General features: G+C 68.6%; 22 protein-coding genes. 20 read left to right on the top strand and 2 right to left on the bottom strand.

From position 1 onward, the window contains the following. Window positions 1–15 precede the first annotated feature (15 nt). The 17 genes from QP457_RS20855 to QP457_RS20775 all read left to right on the top strand — a co-directional run bounded on the left by QP457_RS20855 (window position 16) and on the right by QP457_RS20775 (window position 18,583). A complete protein-coding gene (locus QP457_RS20855) occupies window positions 16–567 on the top strand; it encodes a hypothetical protein (RefSeq protein ID WP_099819884.1) in 552 nt (183 codons plus the stop codon). Beyond that, entirely contained in the window at window positions 560–2,245 is a 1,686-nt protein-coding gene (locus QP457_RS20850; RefSeq protein WP_205404532.1) for an AMP-binding protein, read from the top strand. Before QP457_RS20855 ends, QP457_RS20850 begins: the two co-directional genes overlap by 8 nt. Beyond that, window positions 2,235–3,005 carry a glycosyltransferase family 2 protein gene (locus tag QP457_RS20845; protein WP_205404531.1) on the top strand — a complete coding sequence of 257 codons (771 nt, stop codon included), beginning with the start codon at window positions 2,235–2,237 and terminating at the stop codon, window positions 3,003–3,005. Before QP457_RS20850 ends, QP457_RS20845 begins: the two co-directional genes overlap by 11 nt. A 1-nt stretch (window position 3,006) precedes the next feature. Beyond that, window positions 3,007–3,948, top strand: a complete 942-nt coding sequence (locus QP457_RS20840; protein ID WP_205404530.1) for an acyltransferase — start codon at window positions 3,007–3,009, stop codon at window positions 3,946–3,948. Beyond that, window positions 3,938–5,488, top strand: a complete 1,551-nt coding sequence (locus QP457_RS20835; protein ID WP_180164976.1) for an aromatic amino acid ammonia-lyase — start codon at window positions 3,938–3,940, stop codon at window positions 5,486–5,488. The genes QP457_RS20840 and QP457_RS20835 overlap by 11 nt, the downstream gene beginning before the upstream one ends. After that, entirely contained in the window at window positions 5,475–5,906 is a 432-nt protein-coding gene (locus tag QP457_RS20830) for an acyl-CoA thioesterase (protein WP_033832524.1), read from the top strand. The genes QP457_RS20835 and QP457_RS20830 overlap by 14 nt, the downstream gene beginning before the upstream one ends. Beyond that, the gene (locus QP457_RS20825) at window positions 5,903–6,532 is read left to right on the top strand and encodes an outer membrane lipoprotein carrier protein LolA (protein ID WP_205404529.1); all 630 of its coding nucleotides are present in this window, start codon (window positions 5,903–5,905) and stop codon (window positions 6,530–6,532) included. Before QP457_RS20830 ends, QP457_RS20825 begins: the two co-directional genes overlap by 4 nt. Next, window positions 6,525–8,870 carry a hypothetical protein gene (locus tag QP457_RS20820; RefSeq protein ID WP_205404528.1) on the top strand — a complete coding sequence of 782 codons (2,346 nt, stop codon included), beginning with the start codon at window positions 6,525–6,527 and terminating at the stop codon, window positions 8,868–8,870. The genes QP457_RS20825 and QP457_RS20820 overlap by 8 nt, the downstream gene beginning before the upstream one ends. 62 nt (window positions 8,871–8,932) lie before the next feature. Further along, the gene (locus tag QP457_RS20815; RefSeq protein WP_180164981.1) at window positions 8,933–10,207 is read left to right on the top strand and encodes an NAD(P)/FAD-dependent oxidoreductase; all 1,275 of its coding nucleotides are present in this window, start codon (window positions 8,933–8,935) and stop codon (window positions 10,205–10,207) included. Next, a complete protein-coding gene (locus QP457_RS20810; protein ID WP_180164983.1) occupies window positions 10,195–10,749 on the top strand; it encodes a DUF3261 domain-containing protein in 555 nt (184 codons plus the stop codon). The genes QP457_RS20815 and QP457_RS20810 overlap by 13 nt, the downstream gene beginning before the upstream one ends. Continuing rightward, on the top strand, window positions 10,746–11,933 hold the full coding sequence (locus QP457_RS20805) for a beta-ketoacyl-[acyl-carrier-protein] synthase family protein (protein WP_205404527.1): 1,188 nt from the start codon (window positions 10,746–10,748) through the stop codon (window positions 11,931–11,933). Before QP457_RS20810 ends, QP457_RS20805 begins: the two co-directional genes overlap by 4 nt. Continuing rightward, window positions 11,930–12,388, top strand: a complete 459-nt coding sequence (locus tag QP457_RS20800) for a hotdog family protein (protein WP_205404526.1) — start codon at window positions 11,930–11,932, stop codon at window positions 12,386–12,388. The genes QP457_RS20805 and QP457_RS20800 overlap by 4 nt, the downstream gene beginning before the upstream one ends. Beyond that, on the top strand, window positions 12,385–13,116 hold the full coding sequence (locus tag QP457_RS20795; RefSeq protein ID WP_205404525.1) for a 3-ketoacyl-ACP reductase FabG2: 732 nt from the start codon (window positions 12,385–12,387) through the stop codon (window positions 13,114–13,116). The genes QP457_RS20800 and QP457_RS20795 overlap by 4 nt, the downstream gene beginning before the upstream one ends. Continuing rightward, the gene (locus QP457_RS20790) at window positions 13,116–14,354 is read left to right on the top strand and encodes a beta-ketoacyl-ACP synthase (protein WP_205404524.1); all 1,239 of its coding nucleotides are present in this window, start codon (window positions 13,116–13,118) and stop codon (window positions 14,352–14,354) included. The genes QP457_RS20795 and QP457_RS20790 overlap by 1 nt, the downstream gene beginning before the upstream one ends. A 37-nt stretch (window positions 14,355–14,391) precedes the next feature. Next, window positions 14,392–14,832, top strand: coding sequence for a hypothetical protein (locus tag QP457_RS20785; protein ID WP_025877987.1), 441 nt, complete (start codon window positions 14,392–14,394; stop codon window positions 14,830–14,832). Window positions 14,833–14,991: 159 nt separating this feature from the next. Then, window positions 14,992–15,252: a YcgL domain-containing protein gene (locus QP457_RS20780; protein WP_165378427.1), complete on the top strand. Its 261-nt coding sequence runs from the start codon at window positions 14,992–14,994 to the stop codon at window positions 15,250–15,252. Continuing rightward, a complete protein-coding gene (locus tag QP457_RS20775) occupies window positions 15,245–18,583 on the top strand; it encodes an ankyrin repeat domain-containing protein (RefSeq protein ID WP_205404523.1) in 3,339 nt (1,112 codons plus the stop codon). The genes QP457_RS20780 and QP457_RS20775 overlap by 8 nt, the downstream gene beginning before the upstream one ends. Before the next feature lie 119 nt (window positions 18,584–18,702). Here QP457_RS20775 and QP457_RS20770 read toward each other — a convergent pair whose 3' ends face one another. Further along, a complete protein-coding gene (locus QP457_RS20770; RefSeq protein WP_180164995.1) occupies window positions 18,703–20,481 on the bottom strand; it encodes a monovalent cation:proton antiporter-2 (CPA2) family protein in 1,779 nt (592 codons plus the stop codon). A 344-nt stretch (window positions 20,482–20,825) separates the two neighbouring features. On the opposite strand from QP457_RS20770, the gene mgtE reads away from it, so the two are divergent. After that, window positions 20,826–22,196, top strand: coding sequence for a magnesium transporter (mgtE, locus tag QP457_RS20765; RefSeq protein ID WP_025877611.1), 1,371 nt, complete (start codon window positions 20,826–20,828; stop codon window positions 22,194–22,196). 123 nt (window positions 22,197–22,319) lie between these two features. Beyond that, window positions 22,320–25,046 carry a bifunctional acetate--CoA ligase family protein/GNAT family N-acetyltransferase gene (locus QP457_RS20760; RefSeq protein WP_205404522.1) on the top strand — a complete coding sequence of 909 codons (2,727 nt, stop codon included), beginning with the start codon at window positions 22,320–22,322 and terminating at the stop codon, window positions 25,044–25,046. A gap of 48 nt (window positions 25,047–25,094) precedes the next feature. Here the strand turns inward: QP457_RS20760 and QP457_RS20755 are convergent, their stop codons facing one another. Further along, window positions 25,095–25,475 (bottom strand): YbjQ family protein, encoded by a 381-nt coding sequence (locus tag QP457_RS20755; protein ID WP_205404521.1) that lies wholly within the window; start codon window positions 25,473–25,475, stop codon window positions 25,095–25,097. A gap of 45 nt (window positions 25,476–25,520) precedes the next feature. On the opposite strand from QP457_RS20755, the gene QP457_RS20750 reads away from it, so the two are divergent. After that, on the top strand, window positions 25,521–26,228 hold the full coding sequence (locus tag QP457_RS20750; RefSeq protein ID WP_180165000.1) for an alpha/beta hydrolase: 708 nt from the start codon (window positions 25,521–25,523) through the stop codon (window positions 26,226–26,228). Window positions 26,229–26,269: the final 41 nt, after the last annotated feature.

The following is a 26,269-nucleotide window of genomic DNA, read 5'->3' as shown; positions in this document are numbered from 1 at the left end:
ACGGACGCCGCGACCATGGCACGGGCACGCATGGTCGTGGTGGCAGCGATTTCGCTTGCCTATCCGGTGCTGGTCTACGTGGCGATGGGCCGCTTCGAGCCGCGCTGGCTGGCGCTGCTGCTGTTCGCGCTGGCGCTGCTGCGCGCGCTGAGCACCCGCCAGCCCTTGTGGTGGGCCGCCGCCGCCGGCGCAGGCCTGCTGGCCGGGCTGGCCACCGTGCTCAACCAGGCGCTGCCGCTGAAGCTGTACCCGGCGCTGGTGAACGTGGTGATGTTGACGGTGTTCGCCACCAGCCTGCGCTTCGGTCCGCCGCTGGTGGAACGCCTGGCGCGCCTGCAGGAGCCGGACCTGCCACCGTTCGCGGTGACCTATACCCGTCGCGTCACCCAGGTGTGGTGTGGCTTTTTCGTTCTCAATGGTGGTCTCGCCCTGCTCACCGCGCTGTATGCGTCGGACCGGGTCTGGATGCTCTACAACGGATTGTTGGCGTACGTGATGATGGGATTGTTGTTCGGGGGCGAATGGCTGGTACGGCGTCGGGTCAAGGCAGCGCACGCGCATGGCTGACTGGATCGCCCTGGATCGGCTGCTGACTACGGCGCAGCCCGGTCGCGACATTGGTGTCTGTGATGGCGTTGCCGTCGACCACGCTGGCTTCCGCCTGCGCGTACTGGCCTGGCGTGACGCTTTCAGCACTGCCGAAGGCCGTGACTGGGCGCTCTACTTCGATGACACCGTGGCCTTCGCTGCAGCGTTGTTCGGTGCCTGGCATGCCGGCAAGCGGGTGTTCCTGGCCGCCGACAACCTGCCCGCGACATTGCAGGCGCTGCAGCCGCAGGTGAGTGGTTTTGCAGGTGACCTGTCGGCCGATTACCAGCCGTTGCAGGCGACCGCCGTCGCCGACGATGCGCCGCTGGAGCCGTTGGACGAGCGCGCCTGCGAACTGTGCGTGTTCACCTCCGGCAGCACCGGCCAGCCCAGCGCGATCAGCAAGCGGCTGGACCAGCTGGCGCGCGAGGTCGATGCCCTGCAGGCCGCGTTCGGCGCTCAGCTCGATGGCGCCCAGGTGCATGGCACCGTCTCCCACCAGCACATCTATGGCCTGCTGTTCCGCGTGCTGTGGCCGCTGGCGGCCGGTCGTGCGATCCAGCCCCGGCGCTTCTTCCACGAAGACCTGGTGGGCGCGCTTGCCGGAACCGATACGGTGCTGGTCGCCACCCCGGCCCATCTCAAGCGCCTGCCCGAGCAGCTCGACTGGGCCAGCCTGCACGGTCGCCTGCGCGCGGTGTTCTCTTCCGGCGGCCCGCTGCCGGAGGACGCAGCGCGCCAGGTCCGCCAGTGGTTGGGCGTGGCGCCTACCGAGGTTTATGGCAGCAGTGAAACCGGCGGTATCGCCTGGCGGCGCTGGGACACCGATGCGCCGCCGTGGCAGCCGCTGCCGGGCGTGCAGTGGCGGATCGAGGAGGACTGCCTCGCAGTCGCTTCACCGCACCTGGAGACGTCGGACTGGTGGCGCACCCAGGATCGCGTGCAAGCACTGGCCGAGGGCCGCTTCCGCCTGCTGGGCCGCGCCGACCGCATCGTCAAGATCGAAGAACGGCGCGTTTCGCTGGACGCACTGGAGCGCGCCCTGCGCGAAGATCCCGAGGTCGAGGACGCGCGCGTACTTGTGCTTCAGGGCCAGCGCGAGCAGCTGGCGGCCGTAGTGGTGCCGGCCGATCCGGCGCTGGCACGTGCCGGCGACAGCGCACGGCGCGCGCTGGGGCAGCGATTGGGCACGCGGCTGGCGCAGGGCCATGACGCGGTCACCCGGCCGCGCCGCTGGCGCCTGGTCGAATCGCTGCCGATCAATGCCCAGGGCAAGGTCACCCAAGCGGCGCTGGTCGCGCTGTTCCAGCCGCTGCTGCCGGTGCCGGTCTGGGACTGTCGCGAAGAGGCCGCGGCCACCCTGCGGATGATGCTGGACCCTGCGCTGCGCGCGTTCCAGGGCCATTTCCCGCAGGCGGCGATCCTGCCCGGCGTGGCCCAGCTGGACTGGGCGGTGCGCTTCGGTCGGCAGGCCTTCGTGCTGCCGACCGGTTTCCAGCGCATGGATGCAGTGAAGTTCCAGCGCGTGGCCCGCCCCGGCGACGAGCTGACCCTGCAACTGCAGTGGGACGCCGAACGCGGCGTGCTGACCTTCCGCTACACCTCCGTGCATGGCGTGCACGCCAGCGGCAGGGTGGTCTTCGCCGATGCGCATTGAGCCAGCCACCGCTGGCGGCGCGTTCGCGCCGCTGGTGGTCATTCCCGTGTACGACCACGAACACGCCATCGGCGCGGTGGTCGACGGCGTGCAGGCCGCGGGCCTGCCCTGCCTGCTGGTCGACGATGGCTCGCAGTCCTCCTGCACGCGGGTGCTGCGGGAACTGGCACAGCGATCGGGCGTCGACCTGCTGCGGCTGAACGTGAACCAGGGCAAGGGCGGTGCGATGCTGGCCGGTTTCGCCGAAGCGCAGCGTCGTGGCTACACCCACGTGCTGCAGATCGATGCCGACGGCCAGCACGATACCGGCGACCTGTCGCGTTTCATCGATGCCGCACGTACCCGCCCGGACGCGGTGATCTGCGGCATTCCCGCCTACGATGCCAGCGTGCCGAAGGCCCGCCTGTACGGTCGCTACGCCACCCACATCTGGGTGTGGATCAACACGCTGTCGCTGCACCTGCGCGACACCATGTGCGGATTCCGCGTGTATCCGCTGCCGCCAGTGCTGCGCCTGATTGGTGAGGAAACCATCGGCCGGCGCATGGATTTCGACACCGAAGTGATGGTGCGCCTGTACTGGCGGCAGGTACCGGTCGAGCACCTGGCCACGCGCGTGACCTATCCGGCCGACGGGGTTTCGCATTTCGATGTGTGGCGCGACAACGTGCGCATCAGCCGCATGCATACCCGGCTGTTCTTCGGCATGCTCTGGCGTGCGCCGCGCCTGCTGTGGCGCCGGCTGCAGGGGCAGGGCTGAGATGCGCCGCGCGCAGAACGCCCCGCACTGGGCCGATATCGGCGAGTCCACCTCGGTGGCCGGCGTACTGTTCCTGTGCTGGGTGCACCGCTGGTTCGGGCGCTGGCCGTTCCGCCTGTGCGTGTGGCCGGTGGTCGCCTGCCATTGGCTGGCCAACCGCGTCGGCCGCCAGGCCTCGATGCAGTATCTGCAGCGCTTGCAGGCGCATACCGGGGCGATTGGCCATGCGCCGACCCGGCGCGACAGCCTGCGCCATTTCTTCAGCTTCGCCGACACGATGCTGGACAAGATTCTGGGCCTTGGCGGCCGCTATCCGCCCGAGCGCATCCGCCTGCAGCGCGACCTGGTGCTGGGCAAGATCGCGCGCCGCGAAGGCGGCCTGATCCTCACCGCGCACATCGGCTGCCTGGAACTGTGCCAGGTGCTGGCCGAGCAGGTGCCGGGGTTCCGCATTACCGTGCTGGTGCATACCGCGCATGCGCAGCGCTTCAACCGCCTGCTGCAGCGGCTGGATCCGCTGGCGGCGGTGGAGCTGGTGCAGGTCACCGAAATGGGCCCGGCCACGGCTGTGATGCTCGCCGAAAAGGTCGCCGCCGGTGGCTTCGTTGCCATCGTTGGCGACCGCACGCCAGTACAGGGCGGCCGCAGTGTCACCGCCGATTTCCTCGGCCACCGTGCGCCGTTCCCGATCGGCGCTTACGTGCTGGCGGCCGCGCTGGGCTGCCCGGTCTACACGATGTCGTGCCTGCACCAGGGCGACGGCTATCGGGTGGCCTTCGAACAGTTCGCCGAGCGCGTGGTGCTGCCGCGCGGTTCGCGCGATGCCGCACTGGCCGAACAGGCGCAGCGCTTCGCGCACTGGCTGGAACTCCAGGTCATCCAGTCCCCGCTGGACTGGTTCAATTTCTTCCCCTTCTGGGATCAGGCTCCTCATGACGATTGACGCCGTACCCGTGTGCCGTTTCGGCGATGCACCGCTGACCATCGAAGACGTGGTCGCCCTGGCCCAGCGCAGGTGCGAGGCCGCGCTGAGCGATGTGCCGGCATTCCGCGCCCATATCCAGCGTGGTGCCGACTTCCTCGACCGCCTGCTGCGCGAGGATGGCGTGATCTATGGCGTGACCACCGGCTACGGCGATTCGTGCACGGTGAACATTCCACCGGCACTGGTCGCTGAGCTGCCGCACCACCTGTACACCTACCATGGCTGCGGCCTGGGCCGTTACCTGGACCCGGCCGAGACCCGCGCCGTGCTCGCCGCGCGCCTGGCCTCGCTGGTGCGTGGCATGTCCGGCGTCAGCGTGCCGTTGCTGGAAGGCCTGGCCACGCTGCTGCAGCACGATGTGCTGCCGTTGATTCCCGCCGAAGGTTCGGTGGGCGCCAGTGGCGACCTGACCCCGCTGTCGTACGTGGCGGCGGTGCTGTGCGGTGAGCGCGAGGTACTGCACGACGGCCGCGTGCAGCCGGCGGCCGAGGTGCTGGCGAAGGTCGGCATGACCCCGCTGAAGCTGCGGCCGAAGGAAGGCCTGGCGATCATGAACGGCACGGCGGTGATGACCGGCCTGGCCTGCCTGGCCTGGCAGCGCGCCGACTACCTGGCACGCATGGCCACGCGCCTGACCGCGTTCAACGTGCTGTCCAGCGACGGCAACGCACACCACTTCGATGAAACCCTGTTCGCCGCCAAGCCGCACCCGGGGCAGTCGCGCATTGCCGCGCGCCTGCGCAGCGACCTGCACAGCGAGCGCCCGCCGCGCAACGAGCAGCGCCTGCAGGACCGCTACTCGCTGCGCTGCGCGCCGCACGTGATCGGCGTGCTGGAAGACACGCTGCCGTTCCTGCGCCAGCTGATCGAAACCGAGCTGAACAGCGCCAACGACAACCCGCTGATCGATGCCGACGGCGAGCGCATCCTGCACGGCGGCCACTTCTACGGCGGCCACATCGCGCTGGCGATGGATACGCTGAAGAACACCGTGGCCAACATCGCCGACCTGCTCGACCGGCAGCTGGCGCTGGTGGTCGATGCCCGCTACAACCACGGCCTGCCGGCCAACCTGTCGGCGGCCACCGGCCCGCGCGCGGCGATCAACCATGGCCTGAAGGCGCTGCAGATCAGCGTTTCGGCATGGACGGCCGAAGCTCTGAAGCAGACCATGCCGGCCTCGGTGTTCTCGCGTTCCACCGAATGCCACAACCAGGACAAGGTCAGCATGGGCACCATCGCCGCGCGCGACTGCCTGCGCGTGATCGAGCTGACTGAACAGGTGGTGGCGGCCATGCTGATCGCCGCTCGCCAGGGGCTGGCGTTGCGCGAACGGGTTGGCATGAACGCGCAGCTGCATGGCAGTCTGGCCGACATGTACGCCGACCTGGGGCAGCGCATCGCCCTGGTCGAAGAAGACCGCGCGCTGGATCGCGAACTGCGGGAACTGCTGGTGGAGATCCGCGCGCAACGCTGGGAGCTGTATGTCGGTGAATGAAGGCAACGAACTGGTCGGCGAAATCGAGTTGGCCCCCGCATTCCATGACTGCGATCCGATGAACGTGGTCTGGCATGGCAATTACTTCAAGTACTTCGAGATCGCGCGCTGCGCGTTGCTGAAGCGTTACGACTACGACTATCCGCAGATGCTCGAATCGGGCTACCTGTGGCCGGTGGTCGATGCGCGGGTGAAGTACGTGCGGCCTTTGCTGTTCGGGCAGGCGCTGCGCGTGCGCTCGCGCATCGTCGAGTGGGAGAACCGGCTGAAGATCGAATACGAGATCCTCGATGCGGAAAGCGGCCAGGTGCTGACCCGCGCAATGACCATCCAGGTCGCGGTCGACGCGGCCAGCAAGGAAATGCTGTACCAGTGCCCGCCGGTGCTGTGGCAGCGTCTTGGAGTGCCTGCCCCGTGATCCGATCCCTTCGTCTCCCGCGCGTGCTGCTGTGCGCGCTGCTGCTGGTTGCCGCGCCGTTGGTGCAGGCGGCAGATCCCGCCGTCGATGCCATCACCCAGGCCGTCGCCCGGCCGGACGTGCTGCGCGGGCAGTTCACCCAGGAAAAGCAGGTCAGCGGCTTCAAGAACCCGCTGCGATCGCAGGGCCAGTTCGTGGTCGCGCGCAAGCATGGGGTGATCTGGTCCACGCTCAAGCCGTTCCCGTCCGAGGTGGTGGTCACCGCCGACCGCATCCTCAGCCGCCAGCGCGATGGCAGCAACCGCGTCGAACTGGACGCGCGTCAGCAGCCGGCGATGCGCTCGGTCAACGCGATCATGTTCGCGTTGATGAGCGGTGACGTGCAGGCACTGTCCAGCCAGTTCAACGTCCTGGCCACGCGTGAAGGGCAGGGCTGGCGCCTGAAACTGACGCCGAAGTCGGCGATGCTGGCCAAGGCCTTCCAGTCGCTGACACTGCAGGGCGATCGTTACGTGCGTCAGGTCGAGATCATCGAAGCCAACCAGGATCGCACCCGCATCCAGTTCACCGCGCTGAGCGAAGCGCCGGCCACGCTGAACGCCGACGAGGCGCGCCGCTTTGAGTGACAGCGCCGCACCGGATCGCCTGCGCCGCTGGTGGCACTGGCTGGGCATCGCCTGGCTGCTGCTGTTGCTGGTGCTGGGCGCGCAGCAGTGGCGCCTGTGGAGCCAGGAGTCGCGGATCGACACCGACATCCTCGCCCTGTTGCCGCAGGACGCGCACGACCGCCTGCTCAGCGACGTTACCCGGCGCATCGCCGATGGCAGCTCGCGGCAGGTGGTGGTGCTGCTCGGCAGCACCGACGGAGCCGCTGCCAAGCGCGCGCAGGCGGCGTTCGCTGCGGCGATGGCCAGCGATGCCGACAGCGCGCTGCTGGTGCCGAGTGGTTCGATCGAAGGCTGGTTCGATGACGCGCGAGCGTTCTACGCACCGTACCGCGACCGCCTGCTGACCCCGGCCCAGCGCGAGCAGCTGCAACAGGCCGAAACCGCTGCGCTGGCCGAACAGGCGCTGGGCGCGCTGTACGGACCGATGGGCGCGCCGCGCCTGACCGAGTGGCGGCAGGATCCGCTGTCGCTGTGGCCGCAGTGGTGGCAGCAGCAGGCCCAGGGCTCCGGGCTGCGCCTGGGCGATGACGGTCTGCTTGAGGCCGAGGGCAAGCATTGGGCGGCATTGCAGTTCGATACGCCGGGCTCGGCCTTCAGGCTTGATGGCGAGCGCCATCTCGACGGTCTGCTCGAGCGCGCCGGAGAGGCGGCCAAGGCCGCTGCGCCGGATCTGGAGATCCTGCATGCCGGCGTGCCGTTGCATGCCGAAGCGGCCGCCGTGCAGGCCAACCAGGAGATCAACACCATCGGCTGGGGTTCGCTGGCGGCGGTGCTGCTGCTGGTGTGGCTGGCGTTCCGCTCGCTGCGGCCGATCCTGCTGGTCGCCGCCTCGCTGCTGATCGGTTGTGGCGTGGCGCTGGCGGTCACCGTGCTGGTGTTCGACAAGGTGCATGTGCTTACCCTGGTGTTTGGTGCCTCGCTGGTCGGCGTGGCCGAGGACTACGGCATCCACTGGTTTGCTTCGCGCCAGGCCGAGCCGGCCGACCGCCGCTGGAAGCTGCTGCGGCATCTGCTGCCGGGCCTGTGGCTTGCCCTGCTGACCAGTGCGCTGGCCTACCTGGCACTGGGCCTGGCGCCGTTCCCCGGGCTGCGGCAGATGGCGTTGTTCTCGGTGGTCGGTCTGGCTGCGGCCTTCCTCACGGTGATCTTCTGGTTCCCGTGGCTGGACGGTGGCGAGATCCGTAGCACCCGCTTCGCGCAGTGGCTGGGCAATACGCTCGAGCGCTTCCCGCGCCTGCATGGGCGTCGCCCGGTGGCGATCTTCCTCGGCATGGCCGCGTTGGTGTCGGCCATCGGCATCGCCCGCCTGCAGAGCAATGACGACCTGCGCAGCCTGCAGTCGTCGCCGCCGGCGCTGATGGCCCAGCAGATCCGCCTCAGCCAGCTTCTGGGCATGCCCAGCCCGGCGCAGTTCTACCTGGTGCAGGGCCGCGATGCCGCACAACTGCTGCAGCGCGAAGAAGCGCTGACCACGCGCCTGCGTGAACTGACCAGCGACAAGCGCATCGGCGGTTACCGCGCGATCAGCGACTGGCTGCCGTCGCCTGCGCGGCAGCAGGCCGATGCGGCGCTGACCGCCCGGGTGGAACCGGGTGTGCTGGCCGCGGTGGGCGAAGCGGTGGGTGAGCCCTTGCAGCGCCCTGCATTCGCGGCGGCGCCGCTGAGCGCAGAGGCCTTCCTCGCTTCGCCGGCGTCGCAGCCGTTCCGCCACCTGTGGGTCGGCAACGTAGGCGGGCAGATGATCAGCGTGGTGATGGTTGATGACCTGTCGCGTGCCGATGCGCTGGCCACCCTGCGTGGCGCTGCCGAAGGCCTGGACGGCGTGCGCTGGGTCGACCGCACCGCTGATTTCTCGCAGCTGCTGGGCCATTACCGCAAGCTGATGGGCGGCCTGCTGCTGGTTGGCATCGTGCTGGTGTTCGGCGCCCTGTGGCTGCGCTATCGGCGCCAGGCCTGGCGCGTATTCGCACCCACACTGGTGGCCGGTGCGCTCACCCTGGGCCTGCTCGGCCTGTTCGGCCAGCCGCTACAGCTGTTCAACGTGCTGGCACTGATGTTGCTGCTGGGCATGGGCATCGACTACGGCATCTTCCTGATCGAGCACCGCGGCGACGCCAGTGCCTGGCTGGCGGTGTGCGTGGGTGCCGCCAGCACGTGGCTGTCGTTCGGCCTGCTGGGTCTTTCGCAGACACCGGCGCTGCGCGCGTTCGGGCTCACCCTGCTGTTCGGCATCGGCCTGGTCTGGCTGATCTCGCCGCTGTTCCGGCCGCCACCGCATGACGTGCCGCCGGCCTGAACGGACACGCTTCATTCCGATTCCTCCGCTTTTCCACCTGATCGAGCAACAAGGACGCACCGATGACTACTGCTGTGGATGCCGCTGATTCTTCCGGCCACGAAGACGTGGAACGTACCGAAATCCTGATCATCGGTGCCGGCCCGGCCGGTTCGGTGGCCGCGGCGATGCTGCGCCAGCAGGGCCGCAAGGTGCTGATGCTGGAGCGCCAGCAGTTCCCGCGCTTTTCCATCGGCGAGAGCCTGCTGCCGCAGAGCATGGAATACATCGAGGCGGCGGGCCTGCTGCAGGACGTGGTCGAGGCGGGCTTCCAGTACAAGAACGGCGCGGCCTTCGTGCACGGGGAAGCGCGCACCGCGTTCGACTTCAGGAAGAAGTTCTCGCCGGGCTGGGGCACCACCTACCAGGTGCAGCGCGCCGACTTCGACAACGTGCTGGCGCGCGGCGCCGAGCGCATGGGCGCGACCCTGCGTTTCGGCGACGAAGTGCTGGCGGTCGAGCCTGGCGAACAGCCGGTGGTGAACGTGCGCCGTCCGGATGGCAGCGAGTACCGCATCGAAGCCGATTTCATCCTCGACGCTTCCGGCTTCGCGCGGCTGCTGCCGCGCCTGCTCGACCTGGAATCGCCGTCCAATTTCCCGGTGCGTGGCGCGATCTTCTGCCACGTGCGTGACAACATCCCGGCCGAAGCGGATTTCGACCGCAACAAGATCCTGATCACCACCCATCCCGAGCACATCGACGTCTGGTACTGGACGATCCCGTTCTCCAACGGCTGCTGCTCGCTGGGCGTGGTGGCCGAGCCGTCATTCTTCGAGCGCTACGAAGGCGACGACCTGCAGAAGCTGCAGGCCATCGTCGGCGAGGACCCGAACCTGACCTCGCTGCTGGCCAACGCCGAATGGGCCGTGCTGCCGGTGCGCCGCATCACCGGCTACTCGGCCAACGTCAGCTCGCTGTGGGGCCCGGGCTATGCGCTGCTGGGCAACGCCGGCGAATTCCTGGATCCGGTGTTCTCCTCCGGCGTCACCATCGCGTTCAAATCCGCGCAGCTGGCCAGCGAATGCCTGAAGCGCCGCTACGCGGGCGAGACCGTTGACTGGGAAAGCGACTTCTCGATTCCGCTGCGTGCCGGTGTGAAAACCTTCCGCCGCTTCGTCGAAAGCTGGTACCAGGGCGGCTTCCAGAAGATCATCTACCACCCCGACCAGCAGCCGCAGGTGCGCGACATGATCAGCTCCATCCTGGCCGGCTACGCCTGGGACACCAACAATCCGTATGTGGCCGACGACAGCGGCCGCCGCATGCGTGTGCTGGAGGAACTGTGCAGCGCCTGATTGCCCGCCTCTCTGCGGTCCTGCTGTGCCTGCTGCTGGCCGCCTGTGCCAGCCGCATGCCGCGGCCGCTGGTCGAGCTGCCGCCGTTGCGGCTGGCACCGTCCAGCCTGCCGGCGCCGTTGGCTCTGCAGCAGCAGCTGCACTTCCGCTTCGGCAGCCACGAGCGTGATCTGGATGCGCTGCTGGAGGCCGACGCGCAGCAGGTGCGGCTGGCCGTGCAGGCGATGGGCCAGACCGGCGTGCGCCTGCAGTGGGATGGCCAGCAGCTGACCCAGCAGCGTGCACCGTGGCTGCCGCCGCAGGTGCGCGCCGAACGCGTGCTGGACGACCTGCAGTTCGCGCTGTGGCCAACCGACGCCATTGCCGCCGCGCTGCCGGCCGGCTGGCAGGTGAGCGATGACGGCCGCCAGCGCAGCCTGTCGCGCGACGGCACCGTGTGGCTGCAACTGCAGCGCCTGGCCGATGGCAGCGTGCAACTGGACAACCGCGCCGAGGGCTACACCCTGCGCATCGAATCGATCGACATGGCCGGCCAGCAATGAAGAGCGCGCCCATTTTCCTCAACGACCTCGGCGTGGTCTGCGCGTTGGGTGACGGCCGCGCTGCGGTGGCGGCTGCGCTGTTTGCCGACGTGCCCGGCGGGCTGAGCGACAACGCCACCCTGCTGCCAGGACGCACCCTGGCGCTGGGCGAAGTGCACAGCCCGTTGCCGACGCTGGAAGCACTGCCGGTGTCCCTGCGTGGCCGCAACAACGCGCTGCTGGACGTGGCCCTGGCGCAGATCGCGCCGGCCGTTGCCGATGTCATCAGCCGTTACGGTGCCGAGCGCGTGGCCGTGGTGCTGGGCACCAGTACCTCGGGCATCGGTGAATCCGAACAGGCACTGCGTACCCGCGCCGAGCACGGCCATTGGCCCGAAGGCTTCGACTACGCGCAGCAGGAAATGGGTACCGCCGCGCAGTTCGTGCGGGAGCGCAGTGGCGCGCTGGGCCCAGCCTGGACGCTGTCCACGGCCTGTTCGTCCAGCGCCAAGGCGTTGATGTCGGCTGCGCGCATGCTGCGTTCGGGCATCGTCGATGCGGTCATCGCCGGTGGTGCCGATTCCCTGTGCCGGTTCACCGTCGCCGGATTCAGCGCGCTCGAATCGGTCTCCGCCGTGCGCTGCAATCCGTTCTCGCAGCATCGCTGCGGGATCAACATCGGCGAGGGCGCCGCGCTGTTCCTGCTGACCCGCGAACCCGGTCCGGTCAGCCTGGCCGGTTGGGGTGAGTCAGCCGACGCGCACCATATGTCCGCACCGGACCCGCAGGGCCTGGGCGCCATCGATGCCCTGCAGCAGGCGTTGCAGCGTGCCGGCTGGGCGCCTTCGGAAGTGGATTACGTGAATCTGCATGGCACTGCGACCGGCCACAACGACGCGATGGAAAGCCTGGCGGTGGCGCAGGTGCTGGGCACCGATGTGCCGGCCAGCTCGACCAAGCCACTGACCGGCCACACGCTGGGTGCGTCCGGTGCGATCGAAGCGGCGCTGTGCTGGATCCTGCTGGCCGAGAATCCGCAGCAGCAGCTGCCGCCGCACTGGTGGGACGGCGTGGCCGATCCGGCGCTGCCGGCGTTGCCGCTGGTCGCCCCGGCGACCTTCCTGCCGCAGCTGCCGCGGCGGGTGCTGAGCAATTCGTTCGCCTTCGGCGGCAGCAATGCCGTGCTGGCACTGGAGCGCCGATGAGCCTGCCGCTGTATGCCATCGAAGAAGTGGTGCCGCACCGCCAGGACATGTGCCTGCTGGACCGCATCCTGCGCTGGGACCAGGACAGCATCGAGGCGGAACTGGTGGTGCCCGAGGCCGGCCTGTTCATCGAAGACGGCGCGGTCCCGGCCTGGGTCGGCATCGAATACATGGCCCAGGCCATCGCCGCCTGGGCCGGCTGCCGTGCGCGTACGGCCGGCAACCCGCCGCAGCTGGGCTTCCTGCTCGGCAGCCGGCGCTATGCCAGCACGCGCAGCAGCTTCCCCAGCGGCACCCGCCTGCAGGTACAGGCGCGTTGCGAGCTGTTGGGCGACAATGGATTGGGGATGTTTGCCTGCCGCATCCTGGCAGGCGAAGAAGAATGGGCGGTTGCCAACGTGTCGGTGTTCGAACCGGCCGACTCGATGGCCTATCTGGAGAGTGGACAGGCATGACAGGAAATCGATGCGTGCTGGTGACCGGCGCGAGCCGGGGAATCGGCCGGGCCATTGCGCTGCGTATCGCGCGCGATGGCTTCGACGTGGTGGTGCATTGCCGCAGCCGTGTGGAGGAAGCACAGGCGGTGGCCGACGAGATCCAGGCACTGGGCCAGCAGGCCCGCGTGCTGGCGTTCGACGTGGCCGACCGTGCCGCCGCACGTGCCGCGCTGGAAGCGGATGTGGAAGCACATGGCGCCTACTACGGCGTGGTGTGCAATGCCGGCATCGCCCGTGACGGCGCCTTCCCGGCGCTGTCCGAGGATGACTGGGACCAGGTGATCCATACCAATCTGGACGGCTTCTACAACGTGCTGCATCCGCTGATCATGCCGATGGTGCGGCGGCGCAAGCCCGGCCGCATCGTCACTCTGTCCTCGGTGTCCGGCGTGGCCGGCAACCGTGGCCAGGTCAATTACAGTGCTGCCAAGGCCGGCATCATCGGCGCCAGCAAGGCATTGGCGCTGGAGCTGGCCAGCCGCCAGATCACCGTCAACTGCGTGGCCCCTGGCCTGATCGAGACCGACATGCTCAACGAAGAAGTGGTCGAACACGCATTGAAGCTGATTCCGGCCGGCCGCGTCGGCCGTCCCGAGGAAGTGGCGGCGACGGTCGCGTTCCTGCTGTCCGAGCCGGCCGGGTACATCACCCGCCAGGTGATCTCGGTCAACGGGGGGATGATCTGATGGCCGCCGATCGTCGCGTGGTGGTCACCGGTGCCGCCGCCATCAGTCCGCTCGGCCATGACTGGCCGACCATCCAGGCCCATCTGCGCAGCTGCCGCAACGCGGTGCGTTCGATGCCGGAATGGGATGTGTATGCGGGCCTGAACACCAAGCTGGCCGCGCCGGCGCAGGACTATGAGCTGCCGCCGAACTACAACCGCAAGACCACCCGCTCGATGGGCAAGGTGGCGATCATGTCGGTGCGCGCCACCGAGGTCGCCCTGCGTGAGGCAGGCTTGCTCGAGCACCCGGTGCTGCGCAGCGGCCGTACCGGCGTGGCCTACGGCTCGTCGTCGGGCAGCCACGAGGCCACCGGCGAATTCGGTCGCATGCTGCATGAGTTCACCACCGACGGCATCAGCGCCACTACCTACCTGAAGATGATGAGCCACACCGCGCCGGTCAATATCGGTGTGTTCTTCGGCTTGTCCGGGCGTGTCTACACCACCTCCAGTGCCTGTACGTCGGGCAGCCAGGGCGTGGGCGCCGGCTACGAAGCGATCCGCAGCGGCAAGCAGACGGTGATGGTGGCCGGTGGCGCCGAACAGCTCGACGCCACCGCTGCGGCAGTGTTCGACACCCTGTTCGCCACCAGCACGCGCAACGACGCGCCGCACACCACCCCACGTCCGTTCGATGCCGGCCGCGATGGCCTGGTGCTGGGCGAGGGCGCCTGCACGCTGATCCTGGAGGATCTGGAGCACGCACAGGCACGCGGCGCGACCATCCTTGCCGAGATCGTGGGCTACGGCACCAACAGCGACGGCCAGCACGTCACCCAGCCCAGCGCCGACACCATGGCCCAGGCCATGCGCCTGGCATTGGAAGACGCCGGCCTGCAGCCGGCGCAGATCGACTACGTGAACGCCCACGGCACGGCCACCGACCACGGTGACATCGCCGAGACCCAGGCCACCGCCCAGGTGTTCGGCAGCCGCGTGCCGATCAGCTCGCTGAAGAGCTACGTCGGCCACATGCTGGGCGGTTGCGGTGCGTTCGAAGCCTGGATGAGCATCGAGATGATGCGCGCCGGCTGGTTCGCGCCGACCCTGAACCTGGTCGAGGTGGACCCGCGCTGCGGCCAGCTCGACTTCATCACCGGGCAGGGCCGCGAGCTGCAGGCCGAGTACGTGATGAGCAACAACTTCGCCTTCGGCGGCATCAACACCTCGCTGGTGTTCCGCCGCTGGAGCGCGTGATCCCGCCGTACCCGCACCTCAACAAGGAGACGTTCCGATGCGCCGCACCCTGCTGATCGCCACTGCCACCGCGCTGCTGGCCCTGACTTCCACCGCTTCGGCGCGCGATACCCGCGTCGAGCAGTCCCTGCGCGAGTTGATCAGTTCGCAGGCCGCCAAAGATGCCGGCATCGACGGCAGCGTGCGCTTCTACCTGGCCGGCCAGCCGGTCAGCGTGCAGCAGCGCCTGGGCGAAGACGTGACCAACAAGAAGACCAACGCCGCCAACAAGAGCGACGTCGAGGCCTGCAACTGGGTGGCCCTGTCGGCGCTGCTGGCGCTGCAGGACGGTGCCAAGTCGCGCGGCGCCAACGCCGTGGTCGACATCGTCAGCTACTACAAGAAGAACGAGTTCAAGAGCGCGACCAACTACGAGTGCTGGGCCGGCACCTTCGTCGCCGGCGTGGCCTTGAAGGGCACCTACGCCAAGGTCAAGTAAGCGCGGCGGACCGGTGGCGCTGGCTGAACGGCGCCGCCACATTGCTGAACCTCACCGGGGAAACGCCGTCGATCACGCCGCCATCGTCGCGTGACGGCTTTCCCCGGTGTCGGCTTTCCGACACAATCACGGCTCTTCCCGGGTTATCGTCCCGTGGACATGCACGCCTACGTCTATAAAAGCCAACTCAAGCCGGACACCTACGTCTATCTCGCCCGACGCGATGACTTCAGCGCTTTGCCTGCGCCGCTGTCGGCGTCGTTGGGTGCGCTCGTCTTCGTGCTGGAAGTGACCCTGGACGCGCAGCGCCGGCTGGCCCAGGCCGATCCGGCCAAGGTGCGCAGCGAACTGACCGAGCGCGGGTTCTACCTGCAGGTGCCGCCGTCGGTGAGCAGCATGATGCTGCGCCACTATGACTGAGCTTTCCCGCTCCCGCGCTCTGCCGCTGGCCTTCACCCTCGGTGCCTTGCTGGCGCTGGGATCGGCGCTGGGTGGCCTGCCCGGTGCGGTACTGGCGGCCCTGGCGCAACCGGCGTTCGCACTGGGAATCTCGTGGTGGCGGCGCAGCCGCGCGCTGCTGCCGCCGAAGGTGATCGCCCGCCAGGACCTGCCGGCACTGCTGGCGCTGTGGACCGCCGCGCCGTTGCTGCTGGCCCTGCTGCTGGCCTGGCCGCTGGCCGCGCTGCGCGACAGCGGCAGTCTTGCCGCGGTGCTGGGCCTGAGCGTGCTGGTCAGCGCCGGCCTGCTGGCGGCCTGGCGCACCTGGCCGCTGTGGAACGATGTCGAGCGTCTCGATGGTGGCCTGGCCCAGCATTGGCAGGCGTTGGCCGGTCGTGACCTCAGCGCCTGGCGTGGCCTTGGCGCGGCAGCACTGGTGATGGCCCTGGCGGCACTGGTGGTACTGCCGACCTGGCCGGACCTGCTGCCGGAAAGCGCACGTTGGCCGTCGGCACTGGCGGTGCTGCTGCTGTCGCCGCTGCTGCACCTGCTGCTGCAGCGCATTGCACCGGCGCCGCTGGTCTCGTTGCGCAGCCCGCTTGGCGCGGAACTGCCAGTCGATCGCGAAACGCTGTTCAGCGCGGTCGTGGACACCACGCCGCTGGAAGCTCTGGCGCCGCAGGAGCTGACCCCGGCCCTGTACGAAGCCGCGCGCCACGGCCGCATCGATCGTGCGCTGCAACTGCTGCAGGCCGGCGCCGATCCGTATTCCCTGCCTGACCCGAACTGGCGCGACCAGCGCAGCCTGGCGGTGCTCGCCGCCGTCCTGCCGGACCTGCGCCTGCTGCGTGAACTGATCGGCCGCGGCGTCGATGTGAACGCGCCGCATCGCGGCATGACCCCGCTGCTGGCCGCCACCCGCGACAGCTGGCATGGGCGTCCGGAAGCGGTGATGACCCTGCTGGCCAACGGTGCCGATTCGCGCGCCACCGACAGCGAGGGCAACACGCCCCTGCATCACGCCGCGCGCAGTTCCGACCCGGGCGTGGCCGCGCTGCTGCGCGATGCAGCGGCTGAAGTCGACGCACTGAACCGTGATGGCTGGTCGCCGTTGGCGGTGGCCTGCCAGGTCGGCAACTGGCGCCTCGCGCGCTTCCTGCTGGAGCGCGGCGCCCGCAGCGAACCGGCTGACGGCACCCCGGTGCTGCTGGCCGCGGCCGCTACCGAAGACGATGATCCAGCCGGCGTGCAGCTGCTGCTCAAGCACAAGGCACGTGCCGACGCGCGTGACCGCCAGCGCCGCAGCGCGCTGCACGAAGCGGCACTGGCCGGCCACGTGGACATCATCGGCGTGCTGCTTGCCGCCGGTGCCAACCTGGAAGCGCGCGATGCGCTCGGCCGTACCCCGTGGCTGGAAGCTGCACGTGCCGGCCGCGCCGCCGTGGTCGAGCACCTGCTGCCGCACAAGCCCGATCTGGTTGCAGTCGACAACGATGGCCGCAACGCGGTGCTGCTGGCAACGATGGCCGAGGACGTTTCGCCGCTGTTGATCAAGCGCCTGCTGGAACTGGGCATCGCCGCCGATGGCAGCGATCCGGCAGGTCGACGCGCGGTGGACTACGCCGCCGAAGCCGGTCGCTGGGCGATCGTCGCCCTGCTGGATCCGTCTTACCCGTTGCCCGCCGCCGTCAGCGATGGCCTGGCCGAGCGCGGTGAGACGGCCAGTGCCAGCGGCCTGCTGCCCGATCGCCCGCCGCTGACCCTGCTGCGCGAGGCGCTGGGGTTCGGCAATACCGATGGCATGGCCGCACTGGCCAGGCTGTGCCAGCCGGAAGAACTGGGTGGTCTGCTGCTCGATCCGGAGCTGGCACTGGAGCCGCGCGCGGTCGACTGGCTGCTCGCCCACGGTGCCGATCCGTACGTGCGTGACGCCTGTGCCGATACACCGATGTTCGCGCTGCTGTCGCGTGGCATCGATGCCGTGCCGGCCCTGCAGGTGATGCTGCAGCATGGCCTGTCGCCGGCCGGCCGTGGTGGCCTGGCACGTTTCCTGGCCGCCTGTGCGCAGCACGACCAGGCGGCGCGTGGCCTGGAACAGCTGGCGCTGGAGCTGCTGGAACGCGGCGCCGATCCGTTTGCTGCCTCGCCGGCCGGTGATCCGCCGTTGTCACTGGCCGTGCGCCTGGGCTGGCTGCGCCTGCAGCAGGCCCTGCTCACCACTGGCGTGGACCGCGAAGCACGCGACAGCCATGGCATGACCGCGCTGCATCTGGCCACCGCACTGGCGCGCGAAAGTGCCCTGAAGCTGCTGGTGCAGCACGGCGCCTCGCCCGAAGCGCGTGCTGCCGATGGGCAGACGCCGCTGGGCGTGGCGCTGTCGATCGGTCGTCGCGATCTGGCCGACTGGCTGGACTGGCGGGTCTGGCCGCTGCCGCGCAGGACCCTGCGCGAAGGCGATCTGCCGGCCGCCGCGATGGCCGGTGATGTCGATGCCGTGCGTCGTTTGAATGATCTGGGCTTTGCCGTCGACGCCGTCGATGCGCAGGGCTGCACCGCGCTGCTGCGTGCTGCCGGCGGTGGCCATCTGGCCGTGGTCGACCTGCTGCTGGCGCGCGGTGCTGATCCGCAGCATGCCGCTGCCAGTGGTGCGACGCCGTTGTCGGCGGCGGTCAGCATGCGCCAGGTCGAGATCGTCTCGGCCCTGCTTGATGCTGGTGCGCAGCTCGAACACCGCCTGCCAGGCGGCGTCACCGTGCTGATGCTGGCCTCGGCGCTGGGCCTGCCGGACATCGTGGCGCGCCTGCTCACCGCCGGTGCCAACGTGCATGCCGGCGATGCCCAGCAGCTGGCACCGCTGCACTGCGCCGCCCTGTATGGCTTCAGTGCGCGCGACCGTTCGCGCCTGCTGGCGCTGCTCGACACCCTGCTGCTGGCCGGTGCAGAACCGGACCAGGCCGCCGCCGGTGCGGTCACGCCACTGCTGCTGCTGATGGGTGCGCGCGCCGAACCGGGCACCGCCTGCGACGAGCAGGTGGTGATGGCCGCTGTCGAGCGCCTGCTGGATGAAGACGTCAGCCTGGATGTGCGCGATCCGCGCGGCTTCGGCCCGTTGCACCTGGCCGCCCTGCACGGGTTGCCGCTGCTGGTGCAGCGCCTGCTGCGCGCCGGTGCCGATCCGGAAGCGCGCGATGGCTTGAACCGCAGCCCGCGCGAGATCGCGGTGATGCGCGGCTTCATCGACGTCGCCGCCGAGTTCGAGCCGCGCGTGCCGGGCGTATCGTCGATGGCCAGGTTCCTGCGCGACAACGGCTGAAGGTCGCACTCCATAGGGTGGGTGCCGACCGTTGGTCGGCAGGATGCCTTCAGTAGATCCACGCCATGCGTGGATGATCGCCGCGCACGGAAACAACAACATCCACGCATGGCGTGGATCTACTTGTCGTCGCTTTCCGCGTCCGCTTCGAACAGGTGCATCAGGTCGTTGCGCGCATCACGCGAGGTCTGGATCACCGCCGCCTCGTCGTCGTAGACCAGGTACTGATCGCGCAGCAGCTTCTCGTCGTGTTCGCGGAACTGCTGCACATGACGCTCGGCCACGTTCGGGGCCACGCCCAGCGCGGTCAGCACGCGCCCGCTCATTTCCAGGCTGGTACCGAACACTTCGCGGAACGGTTCGGCCGACATGTCCATCAACCGCCACGCATGCTGGCGGTTGCGTGCGCGTGCCAGCACCGTCGCATCCGGGTACAGGCGGCGCACCATGCGCACCGCGCGCAGGTTGGTCTCCGGGTCGTCCACGGTGATCACGAACACGTCGATGTGCTCGCCACCGGCGGCGCGCAGCATCTCCGGCCGGGTCGGGTCGCCGTAGTACAGCTGGTTGCCGAAGCGGCGCAGGTCGGCCACGGTGTCCGGGTTCGCTTCCAGCGCCACGAACGGCACCTTCTGCGCGGTCAGCAGGCGCGCGATCACCTGGCCGAAGCGGCCCATGCCGGCAATCAGCACCTTCGGGCGATTGTCCGGCGCCACCTTGTCGGCCTCCGCCGCTTGGCGTGGCGCGGCCTTCTCCTCGCCGAGCAGGCGCATCAGGGCAATCATCAGCAACGGGGTGATCGCCATCGACAGGCCGACGATCGCCACCAGCCGGTCATGGTTGGCATTGCCCAGCAGGTGCGCGCGCTGCGCTTCGTTGAACACCACGAAGGCGAATTCGCCGCCCAGCCACAGCACGCTGCCCAGCAGCAGCGACTGCCGCGAACTGAGCTTGGCGATGCGGCCGATGGCGTACAGCAGGCTGAACTTCACCACCAGCAGGATCGCCACGCCGGCAGCGATCATCCACGGCTCGGCGGCGATGCGGTCCAGGTCGATGCCCATGCCCACCGCGATGAAGAACAGGCCCAGCAGCAAACCCTTGAACGGCTCGATCTGCGATTCCAGCTCGTGCCGGAATTCCGAATCGGACAGCAGCACGCCGGCCAGGAACGCCCCCAGGCTGGGACTCAGGCCGGCTTCCTGCATGAACCAGGCGGTGCCCAGCACCACCAGCAGCGCCGTAGCGGTGAACACTTCCGGGCTGCGGGTGCGCGCGATGATGCCGAACAGGCGGCGCAGCACCGGCCGTCCACACAGGATCACCACCGCCAGCGCGCCCAGCGCGACGGCGGCATCTTCCCAGCGCAGCGTCTCGTTCTTGACCCCGCCCAGCAGCGGAATCGCGGCCAGCAGCGGAATGGCAATCAGGTCCTGGAACAGCAGGATGGCAAACCCCAGCCGGCCGTGGTCGCTGTTGATCGCCTTGTGCTCGGACAGCAGCTGCAGGCCGACCGCGGTCGACGACAGCGCCAGCGCCACGCCCACCACCAGCGCGCTCTTCCACTGGAAGTGATCGAGCAGCAGCAGGCCGCCCAGCACCAGCCCGGACAGCGCCACCTGCGCCGCACCGGCACCGAATACCGAACGCCGCATCACCTTCAGCCGGGCAGGGGACAGCTCCAGCCCGATCACGAACAGCAGCATCACCACGCCGATCTCGGCCGCGCCGAGGATGCGGTCGGCATCCTGCACGAAGCCGAGGCCATCCGGCCCCAGCACCACGCCGGCCGCCAGGTAGCCCAGCACCGCGCCGAAGCCGAACTTCTTGAACACCGGCACCGCGATCACCGCGGCCAGCAGCAGCACCAATGCCAGTTCCAGACCACCGCTATGCATGGGAATACCTGGTCATCGGGAGGCCGGCTGTGCGTCCGTTCGGCGGGGGGGGAAGCGCGGCGGATGCCACCTGGCCATTATGCGCGCGCGGCTGTGTACGCACGAGAACGGCAGCGGGCCCCTTGCCCGGTCACCGGCGGCGGGTTGACCTGCATCGACCGCAGGTCCAGACTGCCCGCCGCTGCCGGCATGTCCGTCAGTACACCCTTCCGGAGTCCCCAACCCATGTCCAGCGACAGTAGAAGTCGACCTCGGTCGACGCCAGCGATGGCCACCGCCTGACATCGGGACGGTTTGCCTGCGTTGGCGTTGCGCGATGTCGCACCCCATGAAGGCGAATCACAATGAACCAGAAGCAATTGCTGCGTCCGGTGGCCGATGCCGCAGCATTGTCGGCACCGCTGGCGAACTACAACACCGCCGACGCGGTGGAATTCCTCAACACGCTCGAACTGCAGCGCGCCGCCGAGACGCTGGCCGCGCTGTCGTTGCCGCGTGCAGTGAAGATGCTGGAGGCGCCGGAGCTGCACCGCAGTGGCGAACTGGTTGCCGCGCTGCCGCCGGCACGCGCCGCCGCGCTGCTGGGGTTGATGGCCGACGACCGTGCCACCGACATCGTCCACGAGCTGGATGAAGAGGAACGCGCGCGGCTGATTCCGCTGCTGGGCAACGAAGCCCGGCAGACCATCCAGAAGCTGCTGAGCTACCCGCCGAACACCGCCGGTGCGCTGATGACCACCGAGTTCGTCGCCGTGCCCGCCACCTGGACCGTGGCCCAGACCCTGCAGCACATCCGCCAGGTCGAGCGCACGCGCGAGACCGTGTATGCGATCTACGTCCTCGACCCGGCCAACCAGCAGCTGCAGCAGGTGGTGACCATGCGCCGGCTGATCACCGGCCTGCCGGAGGAATCGATCCTGGACGTGGCCCAGGTCAACCCGCCGGTGATGGTGGATGCGCAGATGGACCAGGAAGACGTGGCACGGCTGATCCGCCGCCACGATCTGCTGGCGATCCCGGTGGTGGACGCGCAGCAGCACATGCTCGGCATCGTCACCGTCGATGACATCCTCGATGCACTGATCGAAGAGTCCACCGAAGACGCGCACAAGTTCGGCGGCATGGAAGCGCTGGACAAGCCGTACATGCAGATCGGCTTTTTCGAGATGCTGCGCAAGCGCGCCGGCTGGCTGAGCGTGCTGTTCGTGGGCGAGATGCTGACCGCCAGCGCGATGCAGCACTACGAGGACGAACTGGCGCGCGCGGTGGTGCTGACCCTGTTCATCCCGTTGATCATGAGCTCGGGTGGCAACTCCGGTTCGCAGGCCACTTCGCTGCTGATCCGCAGCCTGGCCCTGCGCGAGCTGCGCCTGCGCGACTGGTGGAAGGTGGCCCTGCGCGAAGTGCCCACCGGCATGGTGCTCGGCGCCATCCTCGGCTGCCTGGCCATCGTACGCATCGTGATCTGGCAGCTTGGTGGCTTCCATGACTACGGCGAGCACTGGATCCTGCTGGCGATCACCATCGGCGCTGCGCTGGTGGGTATCGTTACCTTCGGCTCGCTGTCCGGGTCGATGCTGCCCTTCATCCTCAAGCGGCTGGGCTTCGACCCGGCCAGCGCCTCGGCCCCGTTCGTCGCCACCCTGGTGGATGTGACAGGCCTGGTGATCTATTTCAGCATCGCTGCGATGATTCTGCACGGCACCCTGCTGTAACGGGTGCATCATCCACGCATGGCGTGGATCTACTGGTCCTGGCCGCACGCCATGCGTGGATGCGATGCCAGGTTCCTGCGCACGATCATGCCGCCGCAGCGCCGGTCCGTGTAACGTAGGCACATGAGTACCTACCACCTGCAGTCCGTGTTCCGTCCGCAGTCGGTCGCGGTGATCGGCGGCAGCCCGCGTGAGCGCTCGGCCGGCCGCGCAGTGATGCGCAACCTGCGTGGCACCGGCTTCCCCGGCAAGGTGGCATGGATCAATCCGCGCCACGCCGAGATCGACGGCATCCGCACGGTAAAGCGGTTGAAGGACCTGGACTGGGTGCCGGAGCTGGTGGTGATCACCGCGCCGGCGGCGATCGTGCCGCAGGTGGTACGCACCGCCGCCGAACGTGGCGTGCAGGCCGCGATCATCCTCACCGCGCATCTGGGTGAAGGCCCAGGCTCGCCGTGGGTACAGGTGGAGGCTGCCGCGCGCGCGCATGGCCTGCGTATCCTCGGCCCGCACTGCCTGGGCGTGATCGCACCGCATGCACGGCTCAATGCCAGCATCGCCGCGCATTTCCCGCAGGCCGGCGATCTCGCGCTGATCTCCGAATCCTCGGCGATCGCCGCCGCCCTGGTGGAGTGGGGCGTGGCACGTTCGGTGGGGTTCTCCGCCGTGGTTTCGCTGGGCGACACCATGGACGTGGACTTCGGCGACCTGCTGGACTATTTCGCCACCGACTACCGCACGCGCGCCATCCTGCTCTACGTCGAGCAGATCAAGGACGCCCGCAAATTCATGTCGGCCGCACGTGCCGCTGCGCGTGCCAAGCCTGTGGTGGTGGTGAAGTCCGGCCGCGCCGAGCGGGTACAGCCGGGCAGCGCCGATACCCATGTGCAGGCACTGGCGCGCGCCGATGATGTCTATGGCGCGGCATTCAATCGTGCCGGCCTGCTGCGGGTGAGCGCGCTGGACGAACTGTTCACCGCGGCCGAGTCGCTGGGCCGCCTGGGTACCTTCCCCGGGCGTCGCCTGGCCATCCTCAGCAACGGCGGCGGTGTCGGCCACCTGGCGGTGGACCAGCTGATCGCCCTGCATGGCACGTTGGCGCAGCTGTCCGACAGCACCGTACAGAAGCTCGATGCGGTACTGCCGCAGGGCTGGTCGCGCAGCAACCCGGTCGACATCGTGGTCGATGCCGATGGTGATCGCTATGCCACGGCCATCGAGGCGCTGCTGGCCGACAACGAGAACGACGCGGTGCTGGTGGTCAACGTGCCCACGGCGTTCACCTCCTCGGCCGACGCCGCGCAGGCGCTGACCCGCACGCTCGGCCTGCGCCCGCGCCATCATCGTGACAAGCCGGTGTTCGCGGTGTGGCTGGGCAACGACGACCAGGCCACCGCCACGCTCAATGCGGCACGCGTGCCGACCTATCCCACCGAAGCCGAAGCCGTACGCGGTTTCCAGCATCTGGTGCGTTACCGCGAAGCACAGAACGCGTTGATGGAAACGCCACCCAGCCTGCCGCAGGACTTCAGCGTGGACACCGTGCGTGCACGTGCGCTGGTCGAGGCCGCGCTGGCCAACGGTCAAGGCTGGCTGGATCCGCTGGCCACCCATGAACTGCTGAAGGCCTACGGCATCCCCTCTGCGCCGGTGATGCACGCGCGCGATGCGCACGAGGCGATGGACCTGGCGCAGCCGCTGCTGGAGCGTGGTGCGACCGTCGCGCTGAAGATCCTGTCGCCCGATATTCCGCACAAATCCGAAGTGGATGGCGTGCGCCTCAATCTGGCAACGCTGCCTGCGGTGCAGAGCGCGGCCAAGGCGATCCTTGCCCGTGCACGGCAGCTGCGGCCGGACGCCCGCATCGACGGCCTGCTGGTGCAGCCGACCATCGTCCGCCCGAAGGCGCGCGAGCTCATCGTCGGCATCGCCGACGATGCCACGTTCGGCCCGGTGATCGTAGTCGGTCGTGGTGGCACGGCGGTGGAAGTCATCAATGACAAGGCCTTGGCGCTGCCCCCGCTGGACCTGCGCCTGGCCCACGAGCTGATCGGCCAGACCCGCGCCTCGCGCATCCTCAAGGCCTACGGCGATGTGCCAGCGGCCGACGAGCGCGCGCTGGCGCTGGCGCTGGTCAAGCTGGCGCAGCTGGCAGCAGATATTCCCGAAGTACGCACGCTGGACATCAACCCGCTGCTGGTCGACAGCAAGGGCATCCTGGCGCTGGACGCGCGCGTGGCGGTTGCGCCGTCGCGCATCCTGCACAAGGGCCGTGGCCATCCGCGCTTCGCCGTCTTCCCGTATCCGAAGGAATGGGAACGCACCATCGAACTGTCCGACGGCGGTCGCGCCTTCGTACGCCCGGTGCGGCCGGAAGATGACGCGTTGTTCCGCGCGTTCTTCGCGCGCGTCAGCGATGAGGATCTGCGCCTGCGCTTCTTCCAGTCGGTCAAGCACTTCAGCCACGAGTTCATCGCCCGCCTGACCCAGCTGGACTACGCGCGCTCGATCGCCTTGGTGGCTATTGAGCCGCGCAGCGGCGAGATGCTGGGTGCGGTGCGACTGCATGCCGATGCGGACTACCACCGCGGCGAGTACGGCATCCTGATCCGTTCGGACCTGAAGGGCCACGGCATCGGCTGGCGCCTGATGGCGATCATGATCGAGTACGCCAAATGGCTGGGCCTGGACGTGGTGGAAGGCCAGGTGCTGCGCGAGAACAGCACCATGCTGGCGATGTGCCAGAGCCTGGGCTTCAAGACCCGGCTGGACCCGGACGACCCGACGGTGATGATGGTGACGTTGCCGGTGCAGCAGGTGGAAGTGCCCGAAGTGCCGCCGGTGGCGTGACCGTCACCCTGTCGGTAGCGCCGGGCCATGCCCGGCGGAACATCGGATTCAACGCAGCGGCTCGACCACCACCGCCGTGCCATAGCACAGCACCTCGGTCAGCCCGGTCATCACATCGGTGGCGTCGTAGCGCATGCCGATGATCGCGTTGGCGCCCAGCTGCCGCGCATGCTTGACCATGTCGCGATAGGTTTCCTCGCGTGCCTGCTCGCACAGCTCGGTGTAGATGGTGATGTTGCCGCCGAAGATGGTCTGGATGCCGCCAAGGAAGTTGCCCACGATCGAGCGCGAGCGCACGGTGATGCCGCGCACCACGCCCAGGTTGCGCTCGATGCGGTAGCCGGGCAGCTCGAAGGCGGTGGTCACCATCGAATCATCGAAGCGCGCTGGGGAGGTGGTGGGAGTGCCACTGTTGTAGGGATCGGCCATGGGTGTCTGGTCGTCTTGTGGGTTTGAAGGCGCCACAATACCGCCATGACCGACCGTATTCCCCTGCTCCTCCTCCCGGGCCTGCTCAACGATGCCGAACTCTGGCGCGCGCAGCTGGCCGACCTGGCCGATATCGCCGACTGCACCGTGGGCGACCAGACCCGGGGCGAGACCTTGCAGGCGGTGGCCGAGGACGTGCTGGCGCAGGCGCCCGCGCGATTCGCGCTGGCCGGTTTCTCACTGGGTGGCTTCGTCGCCCAGCAGATCCTGCGCACCGCGCCGGAGCGCGTCCTGCAGCTGGCCCTGATCGACACCTCGATCCATGCCGACTCTCCCGAACGTGCCGAACAACGTCGCAGCCAGCGTGCCAGCGTGCGCCTGCCGGGAAAATTCCATGGCTTTGGCGATGTGCTGATGCGCAGCTACATCGACGCCTCGCGGCTGGACGACTACGTGCTGGTGCAGCGCGTGCGCGACATGACCGCGCGGTTGGGTGCGGAGGTGTTCCTGCGGCAGAGCGCGCTGGAACGGAGCGACGGCCACGACGTGCTGGCCAGCTACCGCGATCCGCTGCTGATCGTCTGTGGTGCGAACGACCGCATCACGCCCTTGGCGGTGAGCGAAGAGATACACGCGCTGGTGCCGCATTCGCAGCTGGTGGTGGTGCCCGACTGCGGGCACCTGGCACCGATGGAGAAGCCGGATGAGGTGAGTGCGGCGATGCGCGGGTGGTTGTTGCAGGGCGAGGGCTGAACCCACGCTTCTGGTAGGTGCCGACCTTGGTCGGCACGGTG

The organism is Stenotrophomonas sp. As-7, from assembly GCF_030291015.1.
Lineage (GTDB): Bacteria > Pseudomonadota > Gammaproteobacteria > Xanthomonadales > Xanthomonadaceae > Stenotrophomonas > Stenotrophomonas lactitubi.
Note: the sequence above shows the minus strand (reverse complement) of the source record. Positions and strands in the feature narration are given on the sequence as shown.